Annotated in this window: 19 protein-coding genes; 9 read left to right on the forward strand and 10 right to left on the reverse strand. The window is 70.1% G+C overall.

Annotated elements, in window-relative coordinates; all coding sequences use genetic code 11:
- Nucleotides 1-4: 4 nt before the first annotated feature.
- Both prsR and prsK read right to left on the reverse strand, forming a co-directional pair.
- Nucleotides 5-1,354 carry a PEP-CTERM-box response regulator transcription factor gene (gene prsR / locus IEX18_RS03680; RefSeq protein ID WP_188657272.1) on the reverse strand — a complete coding sequence of 450 codons (1,350 nt, stop codon included), beginning with the start codon at nt 1,352-1,354 and terminating at the stop codon, nt 5-7.
- On the reverse strand, nt 1,351-3,414 hold the full coding sequence (gene prsK / locus IEX18_RS03685) for an XrtA/PEP-CTERM system histidine kinase PrsK (RefSeq protein ID WP_188657273.1): 2,064 nt from the start codon (nt 3,412-3,414) through the stop codon (nt 1,351-1,353). Before prsK ends, prsR begins: the two co-directional genes overlap by 4 nt.
- Before the next feature lie 150 nt (nt 3,415-3,564).
- On the opposite strand from prsK, the gene IEX18_RS03690 reads away from it, so the two are divergent.
- Nucleotides 3,565-4,614 (forward strand): mannose-1-phosphate guanylyltransferase/mannose-6-phosphate isomerase, encoded by a 1,050-nt coding sequence (locus tag IEX18_RS03690; RefSeq protein WP_188657274.1) that lies wholly within the window; start codon nt 3,565-3,567, stop codon nt 4,612-4,614.
- Nucleotides 4,615-4,816: 202 nt separating this feature from the next.
- On the opposite strand, the gene IEX18_RS03695 is transcribed toward IEX18_RS03690, so the two are convergent.
- From IEX18_RS03695 to IEX18_RS03715, 5 genes are all read right to left on the reverse strand, one after another.
- On the reverse strand, nt 4,817-5,266 hold the full coding sequence (locus tag IEX18_RS03695; protein WP_188657275.1) for a DUF3429 domain-containing protein: 450 nt from the start codon (nt 5,264-5,266) through the stop codon (nt 4,817-4,819).
- A gap of 36 nt (nt 5,267-5,302) precedes the next feature.
- Nucleotides 5,303-5,863 carry a Uma2 family endonuclease gene (locus tag IEX18_RS03700; RefSeq protein WP_188657276.1) on the reverse strand — a complete coding sequence of 187 codons (561 nt, stop codon included), beginning with the start codon at nt 5,861-5,863 and terminating at the stop codon, nt 5,303-5,305.
- A gap of 155 nt (nt 5,864-6,018) precedes the next feature.
- Nucleotides 6,019-7,662 (reverse strand): chaperonin GroEL, encoded by a 1,644-nt coding sequence (groL, locus tag IEX18_RS03705; protein WP_188657277.1) that lies wholly within the window; start codon nt 7,660-7,662, stop codon nt 6,019-6,021.
- 69 nt (nt 7,663-7,731) lie between these two features.
- Nucleotides 7,732-8,019 carry a co-chaperone GroES gene (gene groES, locus IEX18_RS03710; RefSeq protein WP_188657278.1) on the reverse strand — a complete coding sequence of 96 codons (288 nt, stop codon included), beginning with the start codon at nt 8,017-8,019 and terminating at the stop codon, nt 7,732-7,734.
- Between the two features lie 110 nt (nt 8,020-8,129).
- Complete coding sequence (locus IEX18_RS03715; RefSeq protein ID WP_188657279.1) at nt 8,130-9,527, reverse strand: MATE family efflux transporter; 1,398 nt, start codon at nt 9,525-9,527, stop codon at nt 8,130-8,132.
- Between the two features lie 406 nt (nt 9,528-9,933).
- Between IEX18_RS03715 and sppA the strand changes: the two genes are divergently transcribed.
- Nucleotides 9,934-11,886, forward strand: a complete 1,953-nt coding sequence (gene sppA / locus IEX18_RS03720; RefSeq protein ID WP_188657280.1) for a signal peptide peptidase SppA — start codon at nt 9,934-9,936, stop codon at nt 11,884-11,886.
- On the forward strand, nt 11,883-12,443 hold the full coding sequence (locus IEX18_RS03725) for a GNAT family N-acetyltransferase (RefSeq protein ID WP_188657281.1): 561 nt from the start codon (nt 11,883-11,885) through the stop codon (nt 12,441-12,443). The genes sppA and IEX18_RS03725 overlap by 4 nt, the downstream gene beginning before the upstream one ends.
- Before the next feature lie 105 nt (nt 12,444-12,548).
- On the opposite strand, the gene IEX18_RS03730 is transcribed toward IEX18_RS03725, so the two are convergent.
- Nucleotides 12,549-13,931 carry a helix-turn-helix domain-containing protein gene (locus tag IEX18_RS03730; RefSeq protein ID WP_188657282.1) on the reverse strand — a complete coding sequence of 461 codons (1,383 nt, stop codon included), beginning with the start codon at nt 13,929-13,931 and terminating at the stop codon, nt 12,549-12,551.
- Between the two features lie 156 nt (nt 13,932-14,087).
- On the opposite strand from IEX18_RS03730, the gene IEX18_RS03735 reads away from it, so the two are divergent.
- Together IEX18_RS03735 and IEX18_RS03740 are read left to right on the forward strand one after the other, a co-directional pair.
- Nucleotides 14,088-14,243, forward strand: a complete 156-nt coding sequence (locus IEX18_RS03735; RefSeq protein WP_188657283.1) for a hypothetical protein — start codon at nt 14,088-14,090, stop codon at nt 14,241-14,243.
- A gap of 252 nt (nt 14,244-14,495) precedes the next feature.
- Complete coding sequence (locus IEX18_RS03740) at nt 14,496-16,094, forward strand: isocitrate lyase (RefSeq protein ID WP_188657284.1); 1,599 nt, start codon at nt 14,496-14,498, stop codon at nt 16,092-16,094.
- 507 nt (nt 16,095-16,601) lie between these two features.
- On the opposite strand, the gene IEX18_RS03745 is transcribed toward IEX18_RS03740, so the two are convergent.
- Complete coding sequence (locus tag IEX18_RS03745) at nt 16,602-16,964, reverse strand: response regulator (protein WP_188657285.1); 363 nt, start codon at nt 16,962-16,964, stop codon at nt 16,602-16,604.
- Nucleotides 16,965-17,001: 37 nt separating this feature from the next.
- Here IEX18_RS03745 and IEX18_RS03750 point away from each other — a divergent pair, with 37 nt between their 5' ends.
- The 4 genes from IEX18_RS03750 to IEX18_RS03765 all read left to right on the forward strand — a co-directional run bounded on the left by IEX18_RS03750 (nt 17,002) and on the right by IEX18_RS03765 (nt 19,732).
- Nucleotides 17,002-17,277 carry a DUF3572 family protein gene (locus IEX18_RS03750; protein WP_188657286.1) on the forward strand — a complete coding sequence of 92 codons (276 nt, stop codon included), beginning with the start codon at nt 17,002-17,004 and terminating at the stop codon, nt 17,275-17,277.
- On the forward strand, nt 17,274-17,885 hold the full coding sequence (locus IEX18_RS03755; RefSeq protein WP_188657287.1) for an HAD family hydrolase: 612 nt from the start codon (nt 17,274-17,276) through the stop codon (nt 17,883-17,885). Before IEX18_RS03750 ends, IEX18_RS03755 begins: the two co-directional genes overlap by 4 nt.
- Nucleotides 17,886-18,098: 213 nt before the next feature.
- The gene (locus tag IEX18_RS03760) at nt 18,099-18,575 is read left to right on the forward strand and encodes a RidA family protein (RefSeq protein ID WP_188657288.1); all 477 of its coding nucleotides are present in this window, start codon (nt 18,099-18,101) and stop codon (nt 18,573-18,575) included.
- 26 nt (nt 18,576-18,601) lie between these two features.
- A complete protein-coding gene (locus tag IEX18_RS03765; RefSeq protein ID WP_188657289.1) occupies nt 18,602-19,732 on the forward strand; it encodes a GNAT family N-acetyltransferase in 1,131 nt (376 codons plus the stop codon).
- Here the strand turns inward: IEX18_RS03765 and IEX18_RS03770 are convergent.
- Nucleotides 19,696-21,333 (reverse strand): hypothetical protein, encoded by a 1,638-nt coding sequence (locus tag IEX18_RS03770; RefSeq protein ID WP_229664343.1) that lies wholly within the window; start codon nt 21,331-21,333, stop codon nt 19,696-19,698. The genes IEX18_RS03765 and IEX18_RS03770 overlap by 37 nt on opposite strands.
- Nucleotides 21,334-21,648: the final 315 nt, after the last annotated feature.

Genomic DNA, 21,648 nt, shown 5'->3' on the forward strand with positions numbered 1-21,648 from the left:
CCCCTCACCCCTGCATGTCATAGGCCTTGAGCAGGTCGTACAGCGTCGGCCGGCTGATCCCCAGCAGCCGCGCCGCGCCGGAGATGTTACCCTCCGCCTGGGCCAGTGCGCGGCCGATCTCCCGCCGGTCGGCCGCCTCGCGCGCCGCGCGAAGGTTGAGCGGCCCCGCCGCCTCGGCGCCGGCGGGCAGGTCGAGATCGGCTGCGGTTACCAGCCGCCCCTCCGCCATGATGACGGCGCGCTTCACCCGGTTCTCCAACTCGCGGACGTTGCCCGGCCAGCGCCAGCTGTCGATCGCCGCGCGGGCATCCGCCGACAGGCCGGTCACCGCCGGGTTGAGGCTGCGGGCATATTCGCTCACGAAATGCCTGGCGAGCAGCGCCGCATCCCCTGTCCGCGCCGCCAGCGCCGGGATGCGCACCACGATCTCGGCAAGCCGGTAATAGAGGTCCTCGCGGAACCGCCCCTCGGCGACCATCGCATCGACATCCTGATGCGTCGCGCAGACGATCCGGGTGTCCACCGGGATGGGGCGCCGCCCGCCGATCCGCTCGATCACCCGCTCCTGCAGGAAGCGCAGCAGCTTGACCTGAAGGGGCAGCGGCACATCCCCGATCTCGTCGAGGAACAGCGTACCGCCCGCGGCCTGCTCGATCTTCCCCTCGGTCGTCTTGACCGCGCCGGTAAAGGCGCCCTTCTCATAGCCGAACAGCTCGGCCTCGAGCAGCGTCTCGGGAATGGCGGCGCAGTTGATCGCGACGAACGACCCGCTTGCGCGCGGGGAAGCGCGGTGCAGCCCGCGCGCCAGCAGCTCCTTGCCCGTGCCGCTCGCGCCGAGCAGCATCACCGACACGTCGGCAGGCGCCACCCGCTCCAGCGTCCGGGCGACCTGCGCCATTTCGGGCGAAGCATAGACGAGGCCGCCGAACCCGCCCGGCCCGCTCCGCGCCGCGAGCCGCCGGTTCTCCGCCTCCAGCGCATGGACGTGAAAGGCGCGCGCGACGATCAGGCCCAGCGCATCGATGTCGATCGGCTTGGCATAGAAGTCCCAGGCCCCGTCCCCGATCGCCGCCAGCGCGCTGTCGCGGGCGCCATGGCCCGATGCGACGATCACCTTGGTGGCCGGCGCCATCTCCAGCACCGCGCGCAGCGTCGCGAAACCCTCTGCCGTGCCGTCCGGATCGGGCGGCAGCCCGAGATCGAGCGTGACCACCGCCGGTTCGTGCAGCCGCATCGCGTCGATCGCCGCGGCACGGTCCCCCGCCACGACGACGTCATAGGCGTCGTAGGCCCAGCGGAGCTGGCGGGCGAGCCCCTCGTCGTCCTCGACCACGAGCAGGACGGGGCGGGTCATGCGGCATTCTCCAGTGAACCTGTATCGGCGGGCGCGGCGGGCAGCAGGATGGTGAAGCAGCTCCCCGCGCCTTCGCGGCTGTCGACCTCCAGCGTGCCGCCCATCGCCTGCACCAGCTGGCGCGCCTCATAGGCACCGATTCCGAAGCCGGCGGGTTTGGACGAGGCGAAGGGGCGGAACAGCTGGTCGCGCACGAACGCCGCCGACATGCCGCAGCCCGTGTCGCGCACCGCGATGCGGGGCCGCCCGTCGTCGCCGCCGCCGACCAGCAGCGTCACCGGCGCGCCGGGCGCGCTCGCCTCCGCGGCGTTCTGGAGCAGGTGCCCGAGCGCCTGTTCGAGCCGCTGCGGCTGGGCAAGCGCGAAGGCCCTACCCTGGTCGATGATCTCGACTGGATGCTGCGCGCGGCGGACCGTAGCCAGCCGCAAGGCGAGTTCCGCCAGATCCACCGGGCGCGCCGTCTCCGGCCGGGCACCGTCATGCTGACCCAGCCGGGCGAGGAGCGTCGTCATCCGCCCCGCCGAATCGCGCAGCGTCGCGACCATGTCGGCACGGAATGCGGGATTGTCGGCATGCCGCTCCGCGTTGCGGGCGACGAGCGTCAGCTGGCTCGCGACATTCTTGATGTCGTGGATCAGGAAGGCGAAGCGGCGGTTGAACTCGTCGAAGCGGCGGGCCTCCGCCAGGGCCGCGTGGGCGCGATCCTCGGCCAGATAGCTCGCCGCCTGCCGCCCGGCGATCCGCAGCAGATCGAAATCCTCCCAGTCGAGCGCGCGGTCGACCGGCGGGCGCGACAGGATGATCGCGCCGGTCAGTCGCTCGCCGTGCGGCAGCGGCACCACGGCCCAGGCATCGGGATCGCCCGCCAGCCAGTGCGGCACCACCTGCCACTCGGGCGCCCCGGCATCGCCGCGCAGTTCGTCGAGCGACAGGATGCGCCCGGTCTGCGCCAGATGCCGGGCGAAGGCGGCCTCGGCGCCCCGCTCCTTCGGCTCGCCCGGCCAGCGCCACGCGGCGGCCTCGGCCAGCCCCTCGCCCGCGCAGGTGAGAAGCAGGCCGGCGGGCGAATCGGTGATATCCGCCAGCGCCTTGACGATGCGCGTGCCGAGCGGATCGGCCCCCTCGCCCGGCACGCCCAGCGTCGCCGTGAAGCGTTGCCACTCGCTGCGATAGTCGTAGCGGTGGCCGAACAGATGCTTGGCGACCTTGACCCGCATCCAGGCCCGAAGCCATGGCGTGGAGACGAAGGCGAGCAGCGCCGCGGTGGCGCCGAACACCACCGCGGTCTGCGCCGCGCGGGCATGGACGCCTGCCAGGACCGCCGCGCCGCTCGCCAGCAGCACGATGAAGCCGGCATAGGCGATGACGGCGCTGAGCACGATCAGCCGCATGGCGAGCGGACGCGACAGGGCCGGCCCGCTCACGCCCCGATCGGCGCCCGCCGCCGCCAGCAGCAGCGCGACGGCGACCATCACCGGCCCGCGCAGCGCGATCACCTCGCCCAGCATCGCGGGCTGCAGCACGGTGGCGGCGGCGGCGATCAGGTCGCCGCCCCAGATCAGGGCGAGGCCGAGCGTCAAAAGCCGCAGCGCTCCGGTGTCGCGGCCCCGCTGTCCGGCGACATGGCTGAGCAGCAGGCACGCTCCGGCAGCGCCCACCGCCGCCAGCAGCGCCCGCGTCACCGCCAGAGCGCGGCCGGGCTCGCTCCCGCCGAGCACCGCCAGCACCATGTCGCCGAGCAGGACCAGCGCCGCGAGCAGCGCGAGCGCCGTCATCGACCGCCCCGCCCCGCCGCGGGCCCTGGCGAGCAGCACGATGACGTGCAGCCATGCGAGGCTGCGCGCCGCCCTGGCGATCTGCGTGCTGACATCGTCGGGCTCGATCCCGGCGACCGCCAGGGCCCAGAGCGCCGTCAGCGCCAGCGCCGTGGCGAGCGCGGCGTGCGGCACCGCCGACACGCGTCGCAGCGGCGCGGCATCCTGCCGCCACGATGCCAGCGCCAGCGCGCCGAACAACAGCGCGGCAAGGGCATGGCCCCAAAGAATGATCGTGGCCGTCATGGTGATCCGCCGCGCGCCGCCACTGTAAAATCGTCCGACAGTGCGAATAGAAGCCAAAGTGCTGACAAATCTTGAACACGAATGCCGCGATGATCGTTACGGGGTTAACCTGTGTCGCGTTAAGGGGGCGGCCAGGCTTCAGGAGGATCCATGCGCGTCAACACCATCGTTCCCGTCATCCTGTCCGGCGGGTCGGGCACCCGGCTGTGGCCGATGTCCCGGCCGGAGCGGCCCAAGCAGTTCCTGCCGCTGACGGCGGACGAAACGATGCTGCAGCTGACCGCGCGCCGGGCGGCGGGCGAACGCTTCGCCGCGCCGATCGTCGTCGCCAATGCCGCCCATGCCGGCGAGGTCGAGGAGCAGCTCGGCGGGATCGGCGTCACCGCCCAGGCGCTGGTGCTGGAGCCGGCCGGCCGGAACACCGCGCCCGCCATCGCGCTGGCCGCGCTGGTCGCCGAGGATCCCGAGGCGGCGCTGCTGGTGATGCCGTCGGACCATGTCATCGCCGATGTCGACGCCTTCCACGCGGCTATCGGCCGCGCGCTGCCGCTGGTCAACGACGGCTGGCTCGTGACCTTCGGCATCGAGCCGGATGCGCCCGAGACGGGCTATGGCTGGATCCAGACCGGCGAGGAGATCGCGCCCGGCGTTCATCGCGTCGCCCGGTTCGTCGAGAAGCCGAAGCTCGACCGGGCGCAGGCGATGCTGGCGCAGGGCGGCCATGCCTGGAACGGCGGCATCTTCCTGTTCCGCGCCGACATGTATCTCGGCGCGCTCGCCGCGCATGCGCCCGAGATGCTGACCGCCGTCAGGACCTCGATCGAGCAGGGCCGCCGCGACGGCGCACGCATCCATCCCGATGCCGCCGCCTTCGCGACGTCGCCGTCCGACTCGATCGACTATGCGGTGATGGAAAAGGCCGATCGCGTCGCGGTCGTGCCGGTCGCGATGGGGTGGAGCGACGTCGGCAGCTGGGACGCGCTGCACGCGATCAGCCAGACCGACCCGCACGGCAACGTCCATGGCGGCGAGGTGATCGCGGTCGACACCCAGAACTGCCTCGTCCGCTCGGACGGCGTCCGCATCGCGATGGTCGGCGTCAGCGACCTCGTCGTCGTGGCGAGTGGCAACGACATCCTCGTCCTGCCGCGGGGCCGCAGCCAGGAGGTCAGAAAGCTGATCGACGCGATGAAGAAGTAAGGCTCTTCCGTCATTCCGACCCCGGCGCAGGCCGGGGTCGGAATGAGGGTGACAACTCAGAGCCGGATGACATCGTATAGACCCGTTCGTGCTGAGCGAAGTCAAAGCGCAGGTGAGTCTCACGCCCTTCGACTACGCTCAGGGCGAACGGTGTGAGGGGCGGGTGAACCGCAAATCATCGTGCTCCAGCCTTAGGCCCCTCTCAAACCCGCAGCATCATCGCGACCAGCGCCACCAGCGCGATCGCGATCTGGGGCGGGCGGAGCCTGGCGAAATGCGCCGGCGCATCCCCATGCCGCGCCGCGCGGGTATCGAGCAGCACCACCGCGGCGAAGCCGATGAACAACAGGATCAGCCGTGCGGTCGCATCCGGCACGATCAGCGCCAGCCCGGCGATGACGAAATAGACCAGCATCGTCGCGATCTCGGCGAAGGTCGACGCGGCGTTGCTGCCGAAGCCGAACCCCCGCCGGACCCCGGCGAGAAAGGCGAGGATCAGCGCGCCCCAGACGATTCCGAGCTGCAGCGCCAGCGCCGCCCAGTGCGGCGGCAGGGCCCACAGGCCGATCGCCGCGGCGACGAAGGGGAGCATGGGGCCATAGCCGAAGATCAGGCTGTCGGCGGGTATGCGGCTGTCGGCGGCGCGATCCATCCCCGCCCGAACGGCGAACGCCCGCCAAGGTTGCGCTCAGTCGCGCGCGAAGATCTCGGCATGGGGGATGGTCAGCGAGAGGGCGGGCAGTTCGACGTCGGCCGCAGCGAACAGCGTGTCGACCCATGTGCCGCCTCGCCGCTGGCTGGTCGCGACCGTCTCCGCCTCCGGGTCGACGAACACGATCGTATCGACCGACGCGATGGCGCGATACTCGTCCTTCTTCACCCGCAGATCGAGTTCGCGCGTGGACGGCGACAGGACCTCGAAGATGACGCGCGGCGCGGCCAGCTCGGTATCGGCCCCCGACCCGCCCGCGCTGCCACATTCGATGGTGACGTCGGGATAGCGGACCGACAGGCCATGCGGCCGGACCGCCATGTCCGAGCCATAGGGCCGGCAACCGGAGCCCCTGAGCCTTGGTCCTAAAGCGATGATGATATTCGCCTGCACCCGCGCATGATCGCGCGAGCCGCCCGCCATCATGCGGATATAGCCGTTATCGAGCTCCGCCTTCAGATCGGGACCGAAGTCGATCTGGAGGAACTCGTCCGCAGTCAGCAGCCGCGGGGTGGTCAGGCTCAGGATGCTGGCCATAGGTGATGGACTATAGTCGAATGCCACCGACACGAGAAGGGCCGGCGGATCGCTCCGCCGGCCCTTCCATATCGAGCGAACGGTTCGGCTTTGCGCCGACCCGCCGGCCGTTCCGAGTTCGGAGCGGGAGCAGCTCTCGCTGCCCCCGCCTGAAATCAGAAGTCCATGCCGCCCATGCCGCCCATGCCGCCACCGCCGGGCATGGCCGGAGCCTTGTCCTCGGGCAGCTCGGCCACGGTCGCCTCGGTGGTGATGAGGAGACCCGCCACCGACGCGGCGTTCTGGAGCGCGGTGCGCACGACCTTGGTCGGGTCGATCACGCCGGCCGACACCAGGTTCTCGTAGGTGTCGGTCGCGGCGTTGAAGCCGAACGACGTGTCGCCCTGGTCGAGCAGCTTGCCGGAGACGACGGCGCCGTCCTGACCGGCGTTCTGCGCGATCTGGCGCACGAGCGCGGTCAGCGACTTGCGGACGATGTCGATGCCGCGGGTCTGGTCGTCGTTCGCACCGGTCACGCCCTCGAGCGCCTTGGTGCCGTACAGCAGCGCGGTGCCGCCGCCCGGAACGATGCCTTCCTCGACCGCGGCGCGGGTCGCGTGCAGCGCGTCGTCGACGCGATCCTTGCGCTCCTTCACCTCGACCTCGGTCGAACCGCCGACCTTGATCACCGCCACGCCGCCGGCGAGCTTCGCAAGGCGCTCCTGGAGCTTCTCGCGGTCATAGTCGCTGGTGGTGTTCTCGATCTGCGCACGGATCGCCTCGGTGCGGGCCTTGATCGCATCGGCAGCACCGGCGCCATCGACGATGGTGGTGTTGTCCTTGTCGATCGTGACGCGCTTGGCGGTGCCGAGCATGCCGACGGTGACGCTCTCGAGCTTGATGCCGAGATCCTCGCTGATCAGCTCGCCGGCGGTGAGGATCGCGATGTCCTCCAGCATCGCCTTGCGGCGATCGCCGAAGCCCGGCGCCTTGACGGCCGCGACCTTCAGGCCGCCGCGCAGCTTGTTCACCACGAGCGTGGCCAGCGCCTCGCCCTCGATGTCCTCGGCGATGATCAGCAGCGGACGGCCCGACTGGACGACCGCTTCCAGGATCGGGAGCATCGCCTGCAGGTTCGACAGCTTCTTCTCGTGGATCAGGATGTACGGATCGTTGAGCTCGACCGTCATCTTCTCCGGGTTGGTGATGAAGTAGGGCGACAGATAGCCGCGGTCGAACTGCATGCCCTCGACGACGTCCAGCTCGAACTCGAGGCCCTTGGCCTCCTCGACGGTGATGACGCCTTCCTTGCCGACCTTCTCCATCGCCTCGGCGATCTTCTCGCCGACCTCACGGTCGCCGTTCGCGGAGATGATGCCGACCTGCGCGACTTCCTGCGAGCCCGACACGGGCTTGGAGCGCGCCTGCACGTCCTGGACCACCTTGGCGACGGCGAGATCGATGCCGCGCTTCAGGTCCATCGGATTCATGCCGGCCGCGACCGACTTCATGCCCTCGCGCACGATCGCCTGGGCGAGCACGGTGGCGGTGGTGGTGCCGTCGCCGGCGACGTCGTTGGTCTTCGAGGCCACTTCGCGCACCATCTGCGCGCCCATGTTCTCGAACTTGTCCTTCAGCTCGATCTCCTTGGCGACGGTGACGCCGTCCTTGGTGATGCGGGGCGCGCCGAAGCTCTTGTCGATCACGACGTTGCGGCCCTTCGGCCCCAGCGTGACCTTGACCGCATCGGCGAGGATGTCGACGCCGCGCAGGATGCGCTCGCGCGCGTCGCGCGAAAACTTAACGTCCTTGGCTGCCATGGGACTGCCCTTTCAAATTATGTGAAAAGTCTCGAGAGTCTCGCCCCGGATGGGGCGCTGGCGAGAAGGTTAGCCGACGATCCCCAGGATGTCGGATTCCTTCATGATGAGGAGATCCTCGCCGTTCACCTTCACCTCGGTGCCCGACCACTTGCCGAACAGGATGCGATCGCCGGCCTTGACGTCGAGCGGGGTGATCGCACCGCTCTCGGCACGCGCGCCGGTGCCGGCAGCGACGACCTCGCCCTCCTGCGGCTTTTCCTTGGCGGTGTCGGGGATGATGATCCCGCCGGCCGTCTTCTCCTCCGCCTCGACGCGGCGGACGAGAACGCGGTCGTGCAACGGACGAAAGTTCATTGCTAAGCCCTCTTCAAGGTTTGTGACACTTATCTGGCACTCCCTGCCCGAGAGTGCCAACGCCGCCCATATGCGAAGCGGCGCCGGGCTCGTCAACGGGGTCGCAGGACTTATTTCGCCGCGCCACCGAGCGGCGACAGCACCTCGCGTGCGGACCAGCGCCACAGCAGCAGGACCGAGACGACGAACAGGCCCGCCGCCAGTCCCCACCATATCCCCGTCGCTCCCATGCCGACGCCGAAGCCGAGCGCCGCGGCGGTGGCGAAGCCGATCGCCCAATAGCCGAAGATCTGGATCATCATCGGCACTCGCGTATCCTGCACGCCGCGCAGCACGCCCGCCGCCACCGCCTGCGCCCCGTCGAAAAGCTGGAACAGCGCCGCCACGCCGAGCAGTTCGACGGCGAGCGCCGCCACCGCGCCATGGCTCGCCGGATCGACATAGATCCGCACCAGCAGCGAGGGGATCGCCCAGAACAGCGCCGCGGTCAGCACCATGATGCCGATCCCGGCCAGGATCGCGACCTTCCCCGCGCGCGCCACCCAGGCGGCGTCGCCCGCGCCATAGGCGAAGCCGACCCGGATCGTCCCCGCCTGCGCGATGCCGAACGGGATCTGGAAGGCGACGGCGGCGATGTTGAGCGCGACGGCATGGGCGTCGATCGCGGTGACCGAGATCATTCCCATCAATAGCCCCGCCCCGCCGAACAGCCCGCCCTCCGCGATCCAGCCGAGCGCGATCGGCGCGCCCAGCCGCGCGATCTCGACCATCCGCGACCCTTCCGGCCGCCACCAGCGGCCGAACAGGCGAAAGCGGCGCAGCCGGCGGTCGCGCAACAGGATCAGCGCATAGGCCGCGGTCGCGGTGACCGAGACGGTGACGCTCGCCAGCGCCGATCCGGTCAGGCCGAGCGCCGGGGCGCCGAAATGCCCGAAGACGAGCGCGTAATTGGCAAGGATGCCGACGATCAGGCTGATCGCCGTCACCATCAACGCCCAGCCCGGCCGCCCCAGCGCCGCGGCGGTCAGCCGCATCAGCGCGGACGCGACCGCCGGAATCACCGCCAGCGACAGGATGCGGCAGAAGGCACCGGCCTGCGCCGCCACCTCCGCCTGCTGGCCCGCGGCGCGCAGCAGCGGCGCGGCGAGGTTCATCACCAGCATCACCACCAGCCCGCCCGCCACAGCGAGCCACAGCGCCATGCGGAACGATCGCCGCACCTCCCGCACCGCGTGCACCCGCCGGCCGAGCGCGGCCGCGATCAGCGGCTCCGCGGCGCCGACCAGCCCGACCATGCCGAAGGCGAGGATGTGGAACAGGAAGACGCCCAGCGTCGCCGCCGCGAAGGGCACCGGCCCCAGCCGCGCGACGAACACGACGTCCACCGCGAACACCGCCATCTGCAACAGGTTCGCCGCCACCAGCGGCCCCGCGAGCCGCGCCAGCGCGGCAAGCTCCGCCGCCGCCGTGGCGGGCGGCCGGGCAAGGGTCGGCACGGCATGCGACATGACGGCGCGTGTAGCGGCGCCGGGGGCGGGAAGATAGGGTGCGGTCGCGAATGCAGCGTCAGGCGGGCGAGCGCGCCGTCGAGGGAGAACCGTCGTTCCCGCACCGGCGATACCTCTGCGAAAGTCACTGCGTCATGCCGGACATGTTCCGGCATCCACCGGCACAACCAGCGCCTAGGCCGATGATTTTGCCGGACCGTGGATCCCGGAACAGGTCCGGGATGACCGGAGGAACGGCTCGCGGCCTGGCGCAGATGCCCGGGCCAGCCTGCACCGCCGGCGACCGCTCTTCACCCGCTCCACCCGAATGTTCCATGTGGAACATTCCGTGAACACCGCGTCGGCGCGTATTGCCGCTGCAACACGCCGTTGCCAGCGCGCGGGGCTTGCTCTAGCGCTAGGGGTCATGACCGACACCGCCTTTGCCGATCGTCCCGTCCCCTCATTCTCCGATGGTCGGCCGCCGCGTTCGCGTAGCGGCTGGCGGATCGTACGGGCGGTGTGGAAGCTGCTGGTCGCGATCAAGGACGGGCTGGCGCTGGTGCTGCTGCTCCTCTTCTTCGGACTGCTCTTCGCCGCGCTCAACGCGCGGCCGGGGACGAAGACGATCGGCGAGGGCGCGTTGCTCCTCGATCTCGACGGCCCGATCGTCGAGCAGCCGGAAGAGCCCGCGGCCTTCGCGGCGCTCAGCGGCCAGCCGCGCGCGCAGCAATATCGGCTGCGCGACGTCGTGCGCGCGATCGATGCGGCCCGGACCGATGCGCGGGTGAAGGTGGTGGTGCTCGACCTCGACCGGTTCGGCGGCGGCTATCCCGCGGCGCTGGGCGAGGTGGCGGATGCGCTGGCGCGGGTGCGCCAGTCGGGCAAGCCGGTGCTCGCCTATGCCACCGCCTATACCGACGGCGCCTATCGCCTCGCCGCCGCGGCCAGCGAGATCTGGGTCGATCCGATGGGCGGCACGCTGTTCGGCGGGCCCGGCGGAACCCAGCTCTATTACAAGGGTCTGATCGACAAGCTCGGCGTCAACGCACACGTCTATCGCGTCGGCCGCTACAAGTCGTTCGTCGAGCCTTATACCCGTGCCGACCAGAGCCCCGATGCGCGCGCCGCATCGCAGGCGCTGTACGGCACGCTGCTGGCCCAGTGGAGCGAGGGCGTGAAGCGGCTGCGGCCCAAGGCGCAGGTCGCCGCCTTCCTCACCCAGCCGCAACAGGCGGTGCTGGCGACGCAGGGCGACGTGGCGCAGGCGAACCTGAATGCGGGACTGGTCGACAAGCTCGGCAGCCGCGGCGCCTTCGAACAGCGGGTCGCACAGATCGCGGGAAGCGAGTCGGGCAAGCCGATCGGCAGCTATCGCACCATCCGCTACGACCAGTGGGTCGCGGCCAATCCGCTGCCGACCGCAGGCGACGCGATCGGCGTGCTGACCGTGGCGGGCGATATCGTCGACGGCGAGGGCGGACCGGGCACCGCGGCGGGCGACACGATCGCCAAGGCGATGCTGAAGGGGCTGGCCGAGAAGAATCTGAAGGCGGTCGTCGTGCGCGTCGACTCGCCGGGCGGCTCGGCGCTGGCGTCGGAAAGGATCCGGCTGGCGGTGCTGGAGGCGAAGAAGCGCGGCCTGCCGGTCGTCGTCTCGATGGGCGGCCTCGCCGCCTCGGGCGGCTATTGGGTCTCGACCTCGGGCGACGCGATCTTCGCGGAGCCGGCGACGATCACTGGCTCGATCGGCATCTTCGGCATCCTGCCGACCTTCGAGAACACGCTCGCCAAGATCGGCGTCACCACCGACGGGGTGCGCACCACCCCGCTGACCGGCCAGCCGGACATCACCGGCGGCACCAACCCGGTCCTCGATTCGATCCTGCAGGCGGGCATCGAGCATGGCTATCGCCAGTTCATCGCCCGCGTCGCCGCCGCCCGGCGGATGACGCCGGCGCGGGTCGACGCGATCGGTCAGGGCCGGGTGTGGGACGGCGGCACCGCGCACCAGCTTGGACTGGTCGACAGTTTCGGCACCCTGTCCGATGCGATCGCCGATGCCGCACGCCGCGCGAAGCTCGATCCGGCCAAGGTCCACGCCGAATATCTCGAGAAGGAGCCGGGCTGGGCGGCCAAGCTCGCCGAGAGCCTGGCGAGCCGCGACGACGACAGCGCTGCGCCCTCGGGAGACGCCTTTGCGCGCATCGCGGCGGACCGTCGCGCGATCGTGGCGCGGGCCCTCGGCGACGTCGCGCGGCTGACCGCGGGGGGATCGGTGCAGGCGCGGTGCCTCGAATGCGGCGGCCTCGGCCCCAGCGCCAGCTCGGCCCAGGATGCGCGGCTGCTCGACCTGCTGCTCGCCCGGCTCGGCCTGTGATCGCGATCCGGGCGGCCACTCCGGACGATGCCGCGGCGCTCGCCGCCATCTATGCGCCGCACGTGCTGATCGGCACCGCCTCGTTCGAGGAGGAAGCCCCCGACGCACGCACGATGCGGTCGCGCATGGCGGCGCATGACGGCCTCTATCCGTGGATCGTCGCCACCCAGGGCGAAGCGGCGGGCGGCGTGCTCGCCTATGCCTATGCGACCCCCTTCCACCCGCGGCCGGCCTATCGCTGGTCGGTCGAGACCACCGTCTATGTCGCCGATGCGGCGCAGCGCCGGGGTGCGGGGCGACTGCTCTACGAGGCGCTGGTCGACACGCTGACCGCACAGGGCTTCACCCAGGCGCTGGCGCGGATCGCCCTGCCGAACGAAGGCTCGATCGCGCTCCACGAGGCGGTCGGCTTCCGCCGCGCCGGCGTGCAGCGCGAGGTGGGGTTCAAATTCGGTCGCTGGATCGATGTCGGCCTGTGGCAGCGCGAACTCGCCGAACCCGCCAGCCCGCCCGCCGAGCCGAAGCGGTTCGCGGATATCGGCGTCGTGCGGGTCTAGAAACCCGATCGCGACGCCCGGATCGGCGCCGTGGCGCGAGCCGGGAGGACGTTCGCCGAAACCGGCCGCCCCGACCGTCGGTGACGGGTCTCTGCGGCGCCGCGGTCAGTCGCCGGCAAAGTCATAGGCGCTCGCTCGCTGCTCGCGATCGTTGACCAGCAGCGCGCGCCCGGCCGGCGGGGCGGAGCGTTGCGGGCAATCGGCGCGAAGGCACGCGCGGCATCCCAGCCCGATCGGCGTCGCCGGCCCGCCCAGGTCCAGCCCCCGCGCCGCCGCCAGTCCGCCCGCCTGCTCCACCGGCAGCGCCAGCCCGATGGCGAAGCCGGCCGCTACGCCGAGCGCGGCGCCTGCCGGCGGAGCGACGGCGCGGGACAGGGTCAGCCAGCGCGTGCCGTCCTCCAGTTCCACCCGCTGGATCAGGGTCGTACCGGGCCGGTCGAAGGCGTGGTGGATCTGCCACAAGGGGCAGCGCCCCGCCGCGGCGACCATCGGTGCGCCGGTCGGGCCGGCGAAGCGGTACGAGGCTTGCCCGGCGCGATCGATCCGGATCAGGCAGACGGGCAGCCCCCGCGCGCCGACCCGTCCCAGCGTGGTGAGCCGATGCGCCACGTCTTCGAACCCGGTACCGAACCGCGCCGTCAGCAGGTCGAGGTCGTAGCCGCTCCCCTCGCACGCGCGCAGGAAGCGGGCATAGGGCATCAGCACGGCGCGGGCGAAATACTCCGCCAGATGCCGGCGCATCAGCCGCTCCGCCACCCGGTCGGCAAAGCCCGCACCCCGCGCCAGCGCCTCGATCTCGGTACGTGCCTCCAGCCGGGCAAGCTCCACCGCGACTGCAAGGCAGCGGGCGGGATGGTCGAGCGCCTCGCTCAGCTGCAACTGGCGGGCGTGAAGATCGAGCCGGCGCAGCGTCCCCGCGAGCACGTCGACCGGGAGGATGCGCAGCGACAGGCCGTGGCGCACCCGCAGACGCTCGATCATCGCGCCGTAGAGATCGGCGGCGGCGAGGCGCAGGTCGTCGGCCAGCGACTCGGCCAGCGCGTCGAGATCGCCGAAATGGTTGCGCCAGCGCTCTACCTCGCGGCGCACCTCCGCGACCGGATCGGAGACGGCCACCCCGGCCTCGCCGCCGCCTGCCCGGTCGAAGGCGCGGGCGAAGGCTTCCGCACCGCCGGGCGCGGCCGCGAGCCATTCGTCGACCTCCGCGCGATCGACCTCCAGATCGGCGAACATCGGATCGGCGAGTCGCCGCCGGATCGCCGCAGCGCCGCCGCCCGGCTCCGCCGCGGCCAGGGTGCGGGGATCGAAGTCGAACTGCTCGGCCAGGGCGACCAGCAAGGTGGCGGACACGGGGCGATGATTGCGCTCGACGAGGTTGAGATAGCTTGGGGAAATGCCGAGCATCTCCGCCATCGCCGCCTGGCTGAGCCCGGCTCTACGACGCAGGCGGCGGATCGGCGCACCGGCGATCAGCTTGCGTTCGGCCATGCAGACACCCCTCCCCTTTGTCATCATCTTTACAGCATCACAGGCGGCGCGGCCAGTTCCGGCGACCCGCAGACCCTGCGAAGCGGCGCGGGGCAATTTGCCTAAGCATCGGAAGCGCGCACACCGGGGCATCCCGACGCAGCAAGGAGAGCTTCCATGTCCCCCGAACCGCAACGCAGCCGCGCCGTCTTCTCGACCGAGGATTTCGGCCTGATGAAAGAAGCGGTGCAGCATTATGTCCGCCAGATCGCAGACGATCCGCGATCGGTGAAGTTCTCCAACCTGTATCATCGGCTGGGGCGGCTGGGGTGATTTGAGGCGGACAGTCTGCCCTTGCCTCTCACGCCCTTCGTCCTTCGTCATGCCGGGCTTGTCCCGGCATACACCGCCCGCAAGCGCGCCGATGTTTGCGTCTGCGGAGCGGTGGACCCCGGAACAGGTCCGGGGTGACGGAAGGACCGCGACCGCTGTCACGCTTCATCATGAGCGTCCCCCAACTGGGCCACGCCCTTCGCCGGGGTGACGGACCGGGTGGATACGCCCCGACTTTGTAAAGGATCGACCATGAGCGACTATCAGGAGCGGATCGCCCGCGCCGAACAGACGATCGCCGCACACGCCAGCCGCTGGGACGGGATCGCGGCAGAGGCGGTGGCACGGATGCAGGTGCAGAACCGCTTCGACACCGGTCTCGCGATCGCCCGCCACACCGCCGCGGTCATGCGGCGGGACATGACCGCCTATGACAGGGATCCGACCGCCTATACCCAGTCGCTCGGCTGCTGGCACGGCTTCGTCGCGCAGCAGACGGTCATCAGCATCCGCAAGCATTTCGGCACGACCAAGGGCCGCTACATCTACCTGTCGGGCTGGATGGTCGCGGCGCTGCGCAGCGAATTCGGGCCGCTGCCCGACCAGTCGATGCACGAGAAGACGAGCGTACCGGCGCTGATCGAGGAGATCTATACCTTCCTCAAACAGGCGGACGCGCGCGAACTGGGCCTGATGTTCCGCGAGCTGGACGCGGCGCGCGCGGCGGGCAACGCGATCGAGGCGCAGCGGCTGATCCATGGCATCGACCAGTATGAGAGCCATGTCGTGCCGATCATCGCCGATATCGATGCCGGCTTCGGCAATGCCGAGGCGACCTATCTGCTCGCCCGCAAGATGATCGAGGCGGGCGCCTGCGCCCTCCAGATCGAGAACCAGGTGTCCGACGAGAAGCAGTGCGGGCACCAGGACGGCAAGGTCACGGTGCCGCACGAGGACTTCCTCGCCAAGATCCGCGCCTGTCGCTACGCCTTTCTCGAGCTGGGCGTGCCGGACGGGATCATCGTCGCGCGGACGGACTCGCTCGGCGCGGGTCTGACCAAGCAGATCGCCTATTCGCGCGAGGCGGGCGATCTCGGCGACCTGTATAACGGCTTTCTCGACTGCGAGCCGGTGGCGGACATCACGGCGCTCGACGGCGATGTGGTGATCGTGCGCGACGGAGCGCCGATGCGGCCGAAGCGGCTGCCATCCAACCTCTATCAGTTCCGCGCGGGGACCGGCGAGGATCGCTGCGTGCTCGACGGCATCACCAGCCTCCAGCACGGCGCCGACCTCTTGTGGATCGAGACCGAAAAGCCGCACATCGCGCAGATCGCCGGCATGGTCGATCGCATCCGCGCGGTCGTGCCGGATGCCAAGCTGATCTACAACAACTCGCCCAGCTTCAACTGGACGCTCAACTTCCGCCAGCAGGTCCATGACGGCTGGGCGGCAGACGGGCGGGACGTGTCCGGCTATGATCGCGCCCGATTGATGAGTGCGGACTATGACGGGAGCGAGCTCGCCATCGAGGCGGATGCCCGCATCCGCAGCTTCCAGCGCGACGCGAGCGCGCGGGCGGGGATCTTCCACCACCTCATCACCCTACCAACCTACCACACCGCGGCGCTGTCCACCGACGAACTGGCGCGGGAGTATTTCGGCGAGGCGGGGATGCTCGGCTATGTCGCCGGGGTCCAGCGCCGCGAGATCCGCCAGGGCATCGCCTGTGTACGGCACCAGAATATGTCGGGGAGCGACATCGGCGACGACCATAAGGACTATTTTTCGGGCGACGCCGCCCTGAAGGCGGCCGGAGCGGCCAATACGATGAACCAGTTCGCGGCGTGAGGGGGCGGGATCCGTGCCGATGGATTGAAGGGGTTCGCGCGGAGGCGCGGAGGCGCGGAGTGGTTGCGCGTGGGGCGGGTGCTGCGATTTGTCTCAAGCACCCGACGCCGGTGTAGCGGCGGGCCGCGGTGGCGAGCGATGCGAAGCCATCCAGAGCCGGACCCGGACACTCTGGATTGCTTCGCTCCGCTCGCCATGGCGGAAGGTGCCTTCCGAGGTGACGCATCGGGGCCCAGCGCCTGGATCGGACGCGACCCCTTCGCGCCTCCGCATGAGCATCGTTTCCACGAGCCCAAAAGCGGCTTTGTCATGCCGGACGTGTTCCGGCATCCACCGTGCCACGAGCGCACGACCCTTTGCTTTTGCGGAACCGTGGATCCCGGAACACGTCCGGGATGACGAGTGGAAGGGATTGCCGTCGCGGTTATCGCGCAAGTCTCGCCTTTACAGGGATAGTGGAGGAGTGGGGAAACGTCACGCTCTCAACGCCGCGGCGTCGCCTACCCCTCAGGCCAGCGCGTGCACCGCGTCCATGAAGCGGGCGAGGCTGATCGGCTTCGACACATAGGCGTCGGCGCCGGCGCCGCGGATGCGCTCCTCGTCGTCGCGGCCGGCATAGGCGGTGACGGCCATGATCGGGATCGCGCGGAGCCGCTCGTCGGCCTTGATCGCCAGGATCAGCTCGTAGCCGGTGACATGCGGCATCTGGATGTCCATCACGATCAGGTCGGGCATCTCGGCCAGCGCGCGCGCCACCGCCTCGCGTCCGTCGCGCACCGGCTCGGCCACCCAGCCATGCGCGCGCAGCAGGTCGCAGAACAGCTTCAGGTTGAGTTCGTTGTCCTCGACAACGAGCACCTTTTTCGCCACGCGCTTGATCTTCCTTTCCTTGTGCCGACGATAGGCAATGACCGACAACGTTACAAACGCCAAAGCGGCCGATCTGGCCCTGCATGCGCTCGTCTGGACGCTCGCTGAACCGGCGCGGGCCGAGCGGTTGCTGGCGACGACCGGGCTCGACGCCGACGGCCTGCGCGCGCGGATCGGCGAGCCCGCGCTGCTCGCCGCGGTGCTGGGGTTTCTGGAGGCGCACGAGCCGGACCTGATCGCCGCGGCCGAGGCGGTCGAGGCCAGCCCCGCCGACCTGGTCGCCGCGCGGCGCGCGCTGGAGGCCGCCGCATGAGGCCGCTCCTGATCACAGATTGCGACGAGGTGCTGGTCCATATGGTCCGGCACTTCCGCGATTGGCTGGACGAGCGGCACGCGATCGACTTCGTGATCGGCGCGGGCGGCTTCGCCGACAGCATGCGCCGGCGCGACGGCGCGCCGCCGCCGAGCGAGGCGGAGATGTGGCGACTGCTCGACGGCTTCTTCCCGGCCGAAATGGGCCGGCAGACGCTGGTGCCCGGCGCCGGCGAGGCGCTGGCCGCGCTGGCGGAGCAGGCGGAGATCGTGATCCTGACCAACCTGACCGATGCCTGCCACGCGGCGCGGGTCGAGCAGCTGGCCGCCTTCGGCATCCCGCATCGGGTCGTCTGCAACCAGGGTGGCAAGGGCAAGCCGGTCGCGGCTTTGGTGGCGGAATATGGCGCGCCGGTGACGGTGTTCGTCGACGATCTGGCGGTCCACCATGCATCCGTCGCCGAACATGCGCCCGCGGTGCACCGGCTGCACATGGTCTCGGAGCCCGAACTCGCCGCGGCGATGCCGCCCGCCCCCGCGGCGCACGCCCGGATCGACGACTGGGGCGCGGCGCGGGCCTGGATCGAGGCGCGGTTCCGGGGGGAGTAGCGGTTCGACAGGGCGCCGCCGCCCTCCCCCTCCGACAGCGCTGCCGCACTGCCACCTCTCCCTGGCGGGGGAGGATGAAACGGCTTTCCTCCCCCGCCTGGGGGAGGCGGCCGGCATCAGACGGACGTAGGAGGAGGATGGAGGGGGACTCGGCCACAGCGCGCCGACCCTTCCCCCTTGACCCGCCCCGCCCGCCTTGGCACCCCGCGCGGCATGACCGAACAGATCGATCGCGCCCTCGCCGACCTCGGCCTCTCGCTGCCGGAGGCCGCCGCGCCCGTCGCCGCCTATGTCCCCGTCGTCGAGGCGGGCGGGCTCCTCCACCTGTCGGGGCAGCTGCCGTTCCGCGACGGCAAGCTCGTCACCGGCCGGCTCGGTGAGGACGTCTCGGTCGAGGACGGGCAAGCCGCAGCCCAGGCCTGCGGGCTGATGATCGTCGCCCAGCTGAAAAAGTATCTCGGCGACCTGTCGCGGGTCCGTCAGATCGTGAAGCTCGGCGTGTTCGTCAATTCGGCCGCCGACTTCACCGACCAGCCCAAGGTCGCCAATGGCGCGTCGGAGCTGATGGTCGCGCTGTTCGGCGAGGCCGGCAAGCATGCCCGCTCGGCGGTCGGCGTGCCGGTGCTGCCGCTCGGCGCGGCGGTGGAGGTCGATGCGGTCGTTGCGATCGGCGAACCGCTGGCGGGCTGAGGCGGCGCACCCTATCTGACGGGGCGATGACCGCCCTCACCGCCCGTCTGCTCGACGGTGTCCGCGCCGTTCCCGCCGATCAGTGGGACGCCTGTGCCGGCACCGGCAACCCGTTCGTCTCCCACGCCTTCCTGTCCGCGCTGGAGGACTCCGGCTCGGTCGGCGGGCGATCGGGCTGGCAGCCGCTGCCGATCGTGGTGGACGGCGCGGACGGCGCCCCGGTCGCGATCGCGCCCGCCTATGGCAAGAGCCACAGCCAGGGCGAATATGTCTTCGACCATGGCTGGGCCGATGCCTGGGAACGGGCGGGCGGCAGCTATTACCTGAAGCTCCAGATCGCCGCGCCGTTCAGCCCTGTGCCCGGCCCGCGCCTGTTGCTGCGCGACCCCGCCGCAGCCCCCGCCCTGATCGCGGCGCTGGAGGCGGTGGTGGACCAGAACGGCCTGTCCTCCGCCCATGCCACCTTCGTGACCGACGAGCAGCTGCCGGCGTTCGAGGCGGCGGGCTGGCTGATCCGGCAGGGCGTGCAGTTCCACTGGGCGAATGACGGCTATGGCAGCTTCGACGACTTCCTCGCCGCGCTCGCCAGCCGCAAGCGCAAGGCGATCCGCAAGGAACGCGCCGCGGCGGTCGAGGGGCTGACGATCCGCCACCTGACCGGCGCCGCGATAGAGCCGCGGCACTGGGAGGCCTTCTGGCGCTTCTATCAGGATACCGGCAACCGCAAATGGGGGCGGCCCTACCTCACCCGCGCCTTCTTCCCACTGCTGGGCGAGCGGCTGGGCGAACGGGTGCTGCTGATCCTGGCCGAGCGCGAGGGCGTGCCGATCGCGGGGGCGCTCAACCTGATCGGTGACGATACGCTCTACGGCCGCTATTGGGGCGCGACCGAAGAGGTGCCGTTCCTCCATTTCGAGCTATGCTATTATCAGGCGATCGACGCGGCGATTTCGCGCGGGCTGGCGCGGGTGGAGGCGGGAGCGCAGGGCGAACACAAGCTGGCGCGCGGCTATGCGCCGGTGCCGACCTGGTCGGCGCATTACCTGCCCGATCCGAACTTCCGCCGTGCCGTCGCCGAGTTCCTCGCGCGCGAGCGGGAGGGGATGGCGGCGGAGACGAGCTATCTGGCGGAGCTGACGCCCTTCAAACGCTGCTGAGCGATGATCCGCAGCAGATAATCGGGCAGCGGCGGCGGGGGCGGCTGGGTGCGGTCGTCGACCCGGAGGAGCACGTCGCGCCCGCTGCGCCACACCGGGGTCAGCCCCTTGATCAGCGACGGATCGTAGGGCGGCGGGTTGAGCAGCCAGACATAGTCGAACGCGTCGCGCGGAAAGGCCGCGAGCGAATAGGTCAGCGGCCGCCAGAACTGGCCGCGGCACCAGCGATCGGTCACCACCTCCGACGGATCATGCGCGAAGCCGCGCGCCGCCCGATAGCGCACCGTCAATTGCTGCGCGCCGGCCATCGACCATTGGTCGTTGGTGTAGGCCATGCGGCGGACCAGCATCATCGCCGGGATATGCTCCAGCCTGGTATACGCCCAGGCATCGCCGCAGCGCCGCCCGACGAAGCTGACCACCCGCGCGCGCGGCGGCACGTGCGGCAGGGCGGTGAGCACCCGATCGTACTCGCGGTCGTAGAGCCAGTAGCTCCACGTCGTTCCCGCCAGCCGCGCACCGTAGAAGACGAGGCCGAGCATCGCCAGCGTCGCCGCGCTGCGCGGGGTGATGCCGGGCCGCGGCCGCAGTGCGATCAGCGCGATCGCGAGGACGAAGGGCGCCAGCCGCATATCGGCATAGGCCGAGCCGAAGACGATGCGCGGCAGCAGCAGATAGACGGCGAGCAGGAACAGCGCCGACAGGACGAGGTTGCGCGAATAGGTGATCCGCCGGTCGCGCACCCCCTTCACCAAGATGGCGAACAGGACGAGCAGCGAGGCGATGTCCCAGACCTTCCACCGGTCGCGCAGGATCATCTTGACCCAGTTGTACTTCGCCCACCAGTTGAACCAGTCGGTCGTCTTGCCGGTGACGTGGTCGCCCGACCGCCAGAAGATCATGAACACCATGGGCAGCGCCAGCGGCAGGCAGCCCAGCCCGGCGCGAACCCAGGATTCGATCCAGTGCCCGCCGCGCCCGTCCTTACGCAGGTCGTGCTGGCGGATCATCTCCGCCGAGAAGGCGAGCACGCCGAGCACGCCCCAGCCGAAGGTGTGGCAGAGCCAGAGCGCGCTCGACAGCGGCACGAACAGGACGGTGCGCAGGTCGAACCGCCCCAGCCGCGCCAGCCGCAGCCACAGCGCGAACAGGTTGAGCGCGAGCGCCATCGACAGAAGGAAGTTCACGAAGCCGAAGTTGAACGCGTAGTTGTAGGCCAGCGGCAAGGCGAACAGCGCCGTCGCGGGAATGCGGCCATGCACCTCGCGCGCGATCCACAACAGGCCGGTGACGGTCAGCACCGGGATGCTCATCACGATCAGCTTGACCGCCAGCTCGAGCCCGAACAGGTGCGAGAGCGGGATGACGAGCAGGTCGATGCCGAGATTGCCGATCAGCGACCAGCGAAAGTCATACCATTGGCGGATCCAGGGCTGATCGTCATAGACGAGCGAGACGCGATAGCGCGCCATGTGCCCGGGTAGATCGACGAGCGGCGGAATCTCGGGCCAGATCAGCGGGATGGCAGCAGCGAGCGCCATCGCCACGACGAACCACCGCGTCTGCCACCAAGCGTTGCGCGTCCCGCCGCCCCTGTCCATCCGCCATCCCTAGGAGCAAGTCGCGCAAGGCTGCAAGCGCGCAGATAAGGGACGCGGCGAGTGGTGCGATGCCTGGCGGGAAAGTGGCTGTGGAGGGGGAGGTTTTGCCGTTCGGGGTGGCCTGCTTCGGGCCTTGGGTGAGCTGGAGATACCAAGATGGTTCGCGCGGAGGCGCAGAGGGCGCGGAGAAGTGAAAGCGCGGACGCCAGATCATTGAGACGCTCTGCCGTACCGATGCTCCGTGATTTCCGTGAAGGCGAAACCTCTGCGAAAGGTCGCGGCGGTAGCATCTTCCAATCGTCATGCCGGACTTGT

Origin of the sequence: Sphingomonas metalli (genome assembly GCF_014641735.1) — a bacterium.
Classification (GTDB): Bacteria; Pseudomonadota; Alphaproteobacteria; order Sphingomonadales; family Sphingomonadaceae; genus Sphingomonas; species Sphingomonas metalli.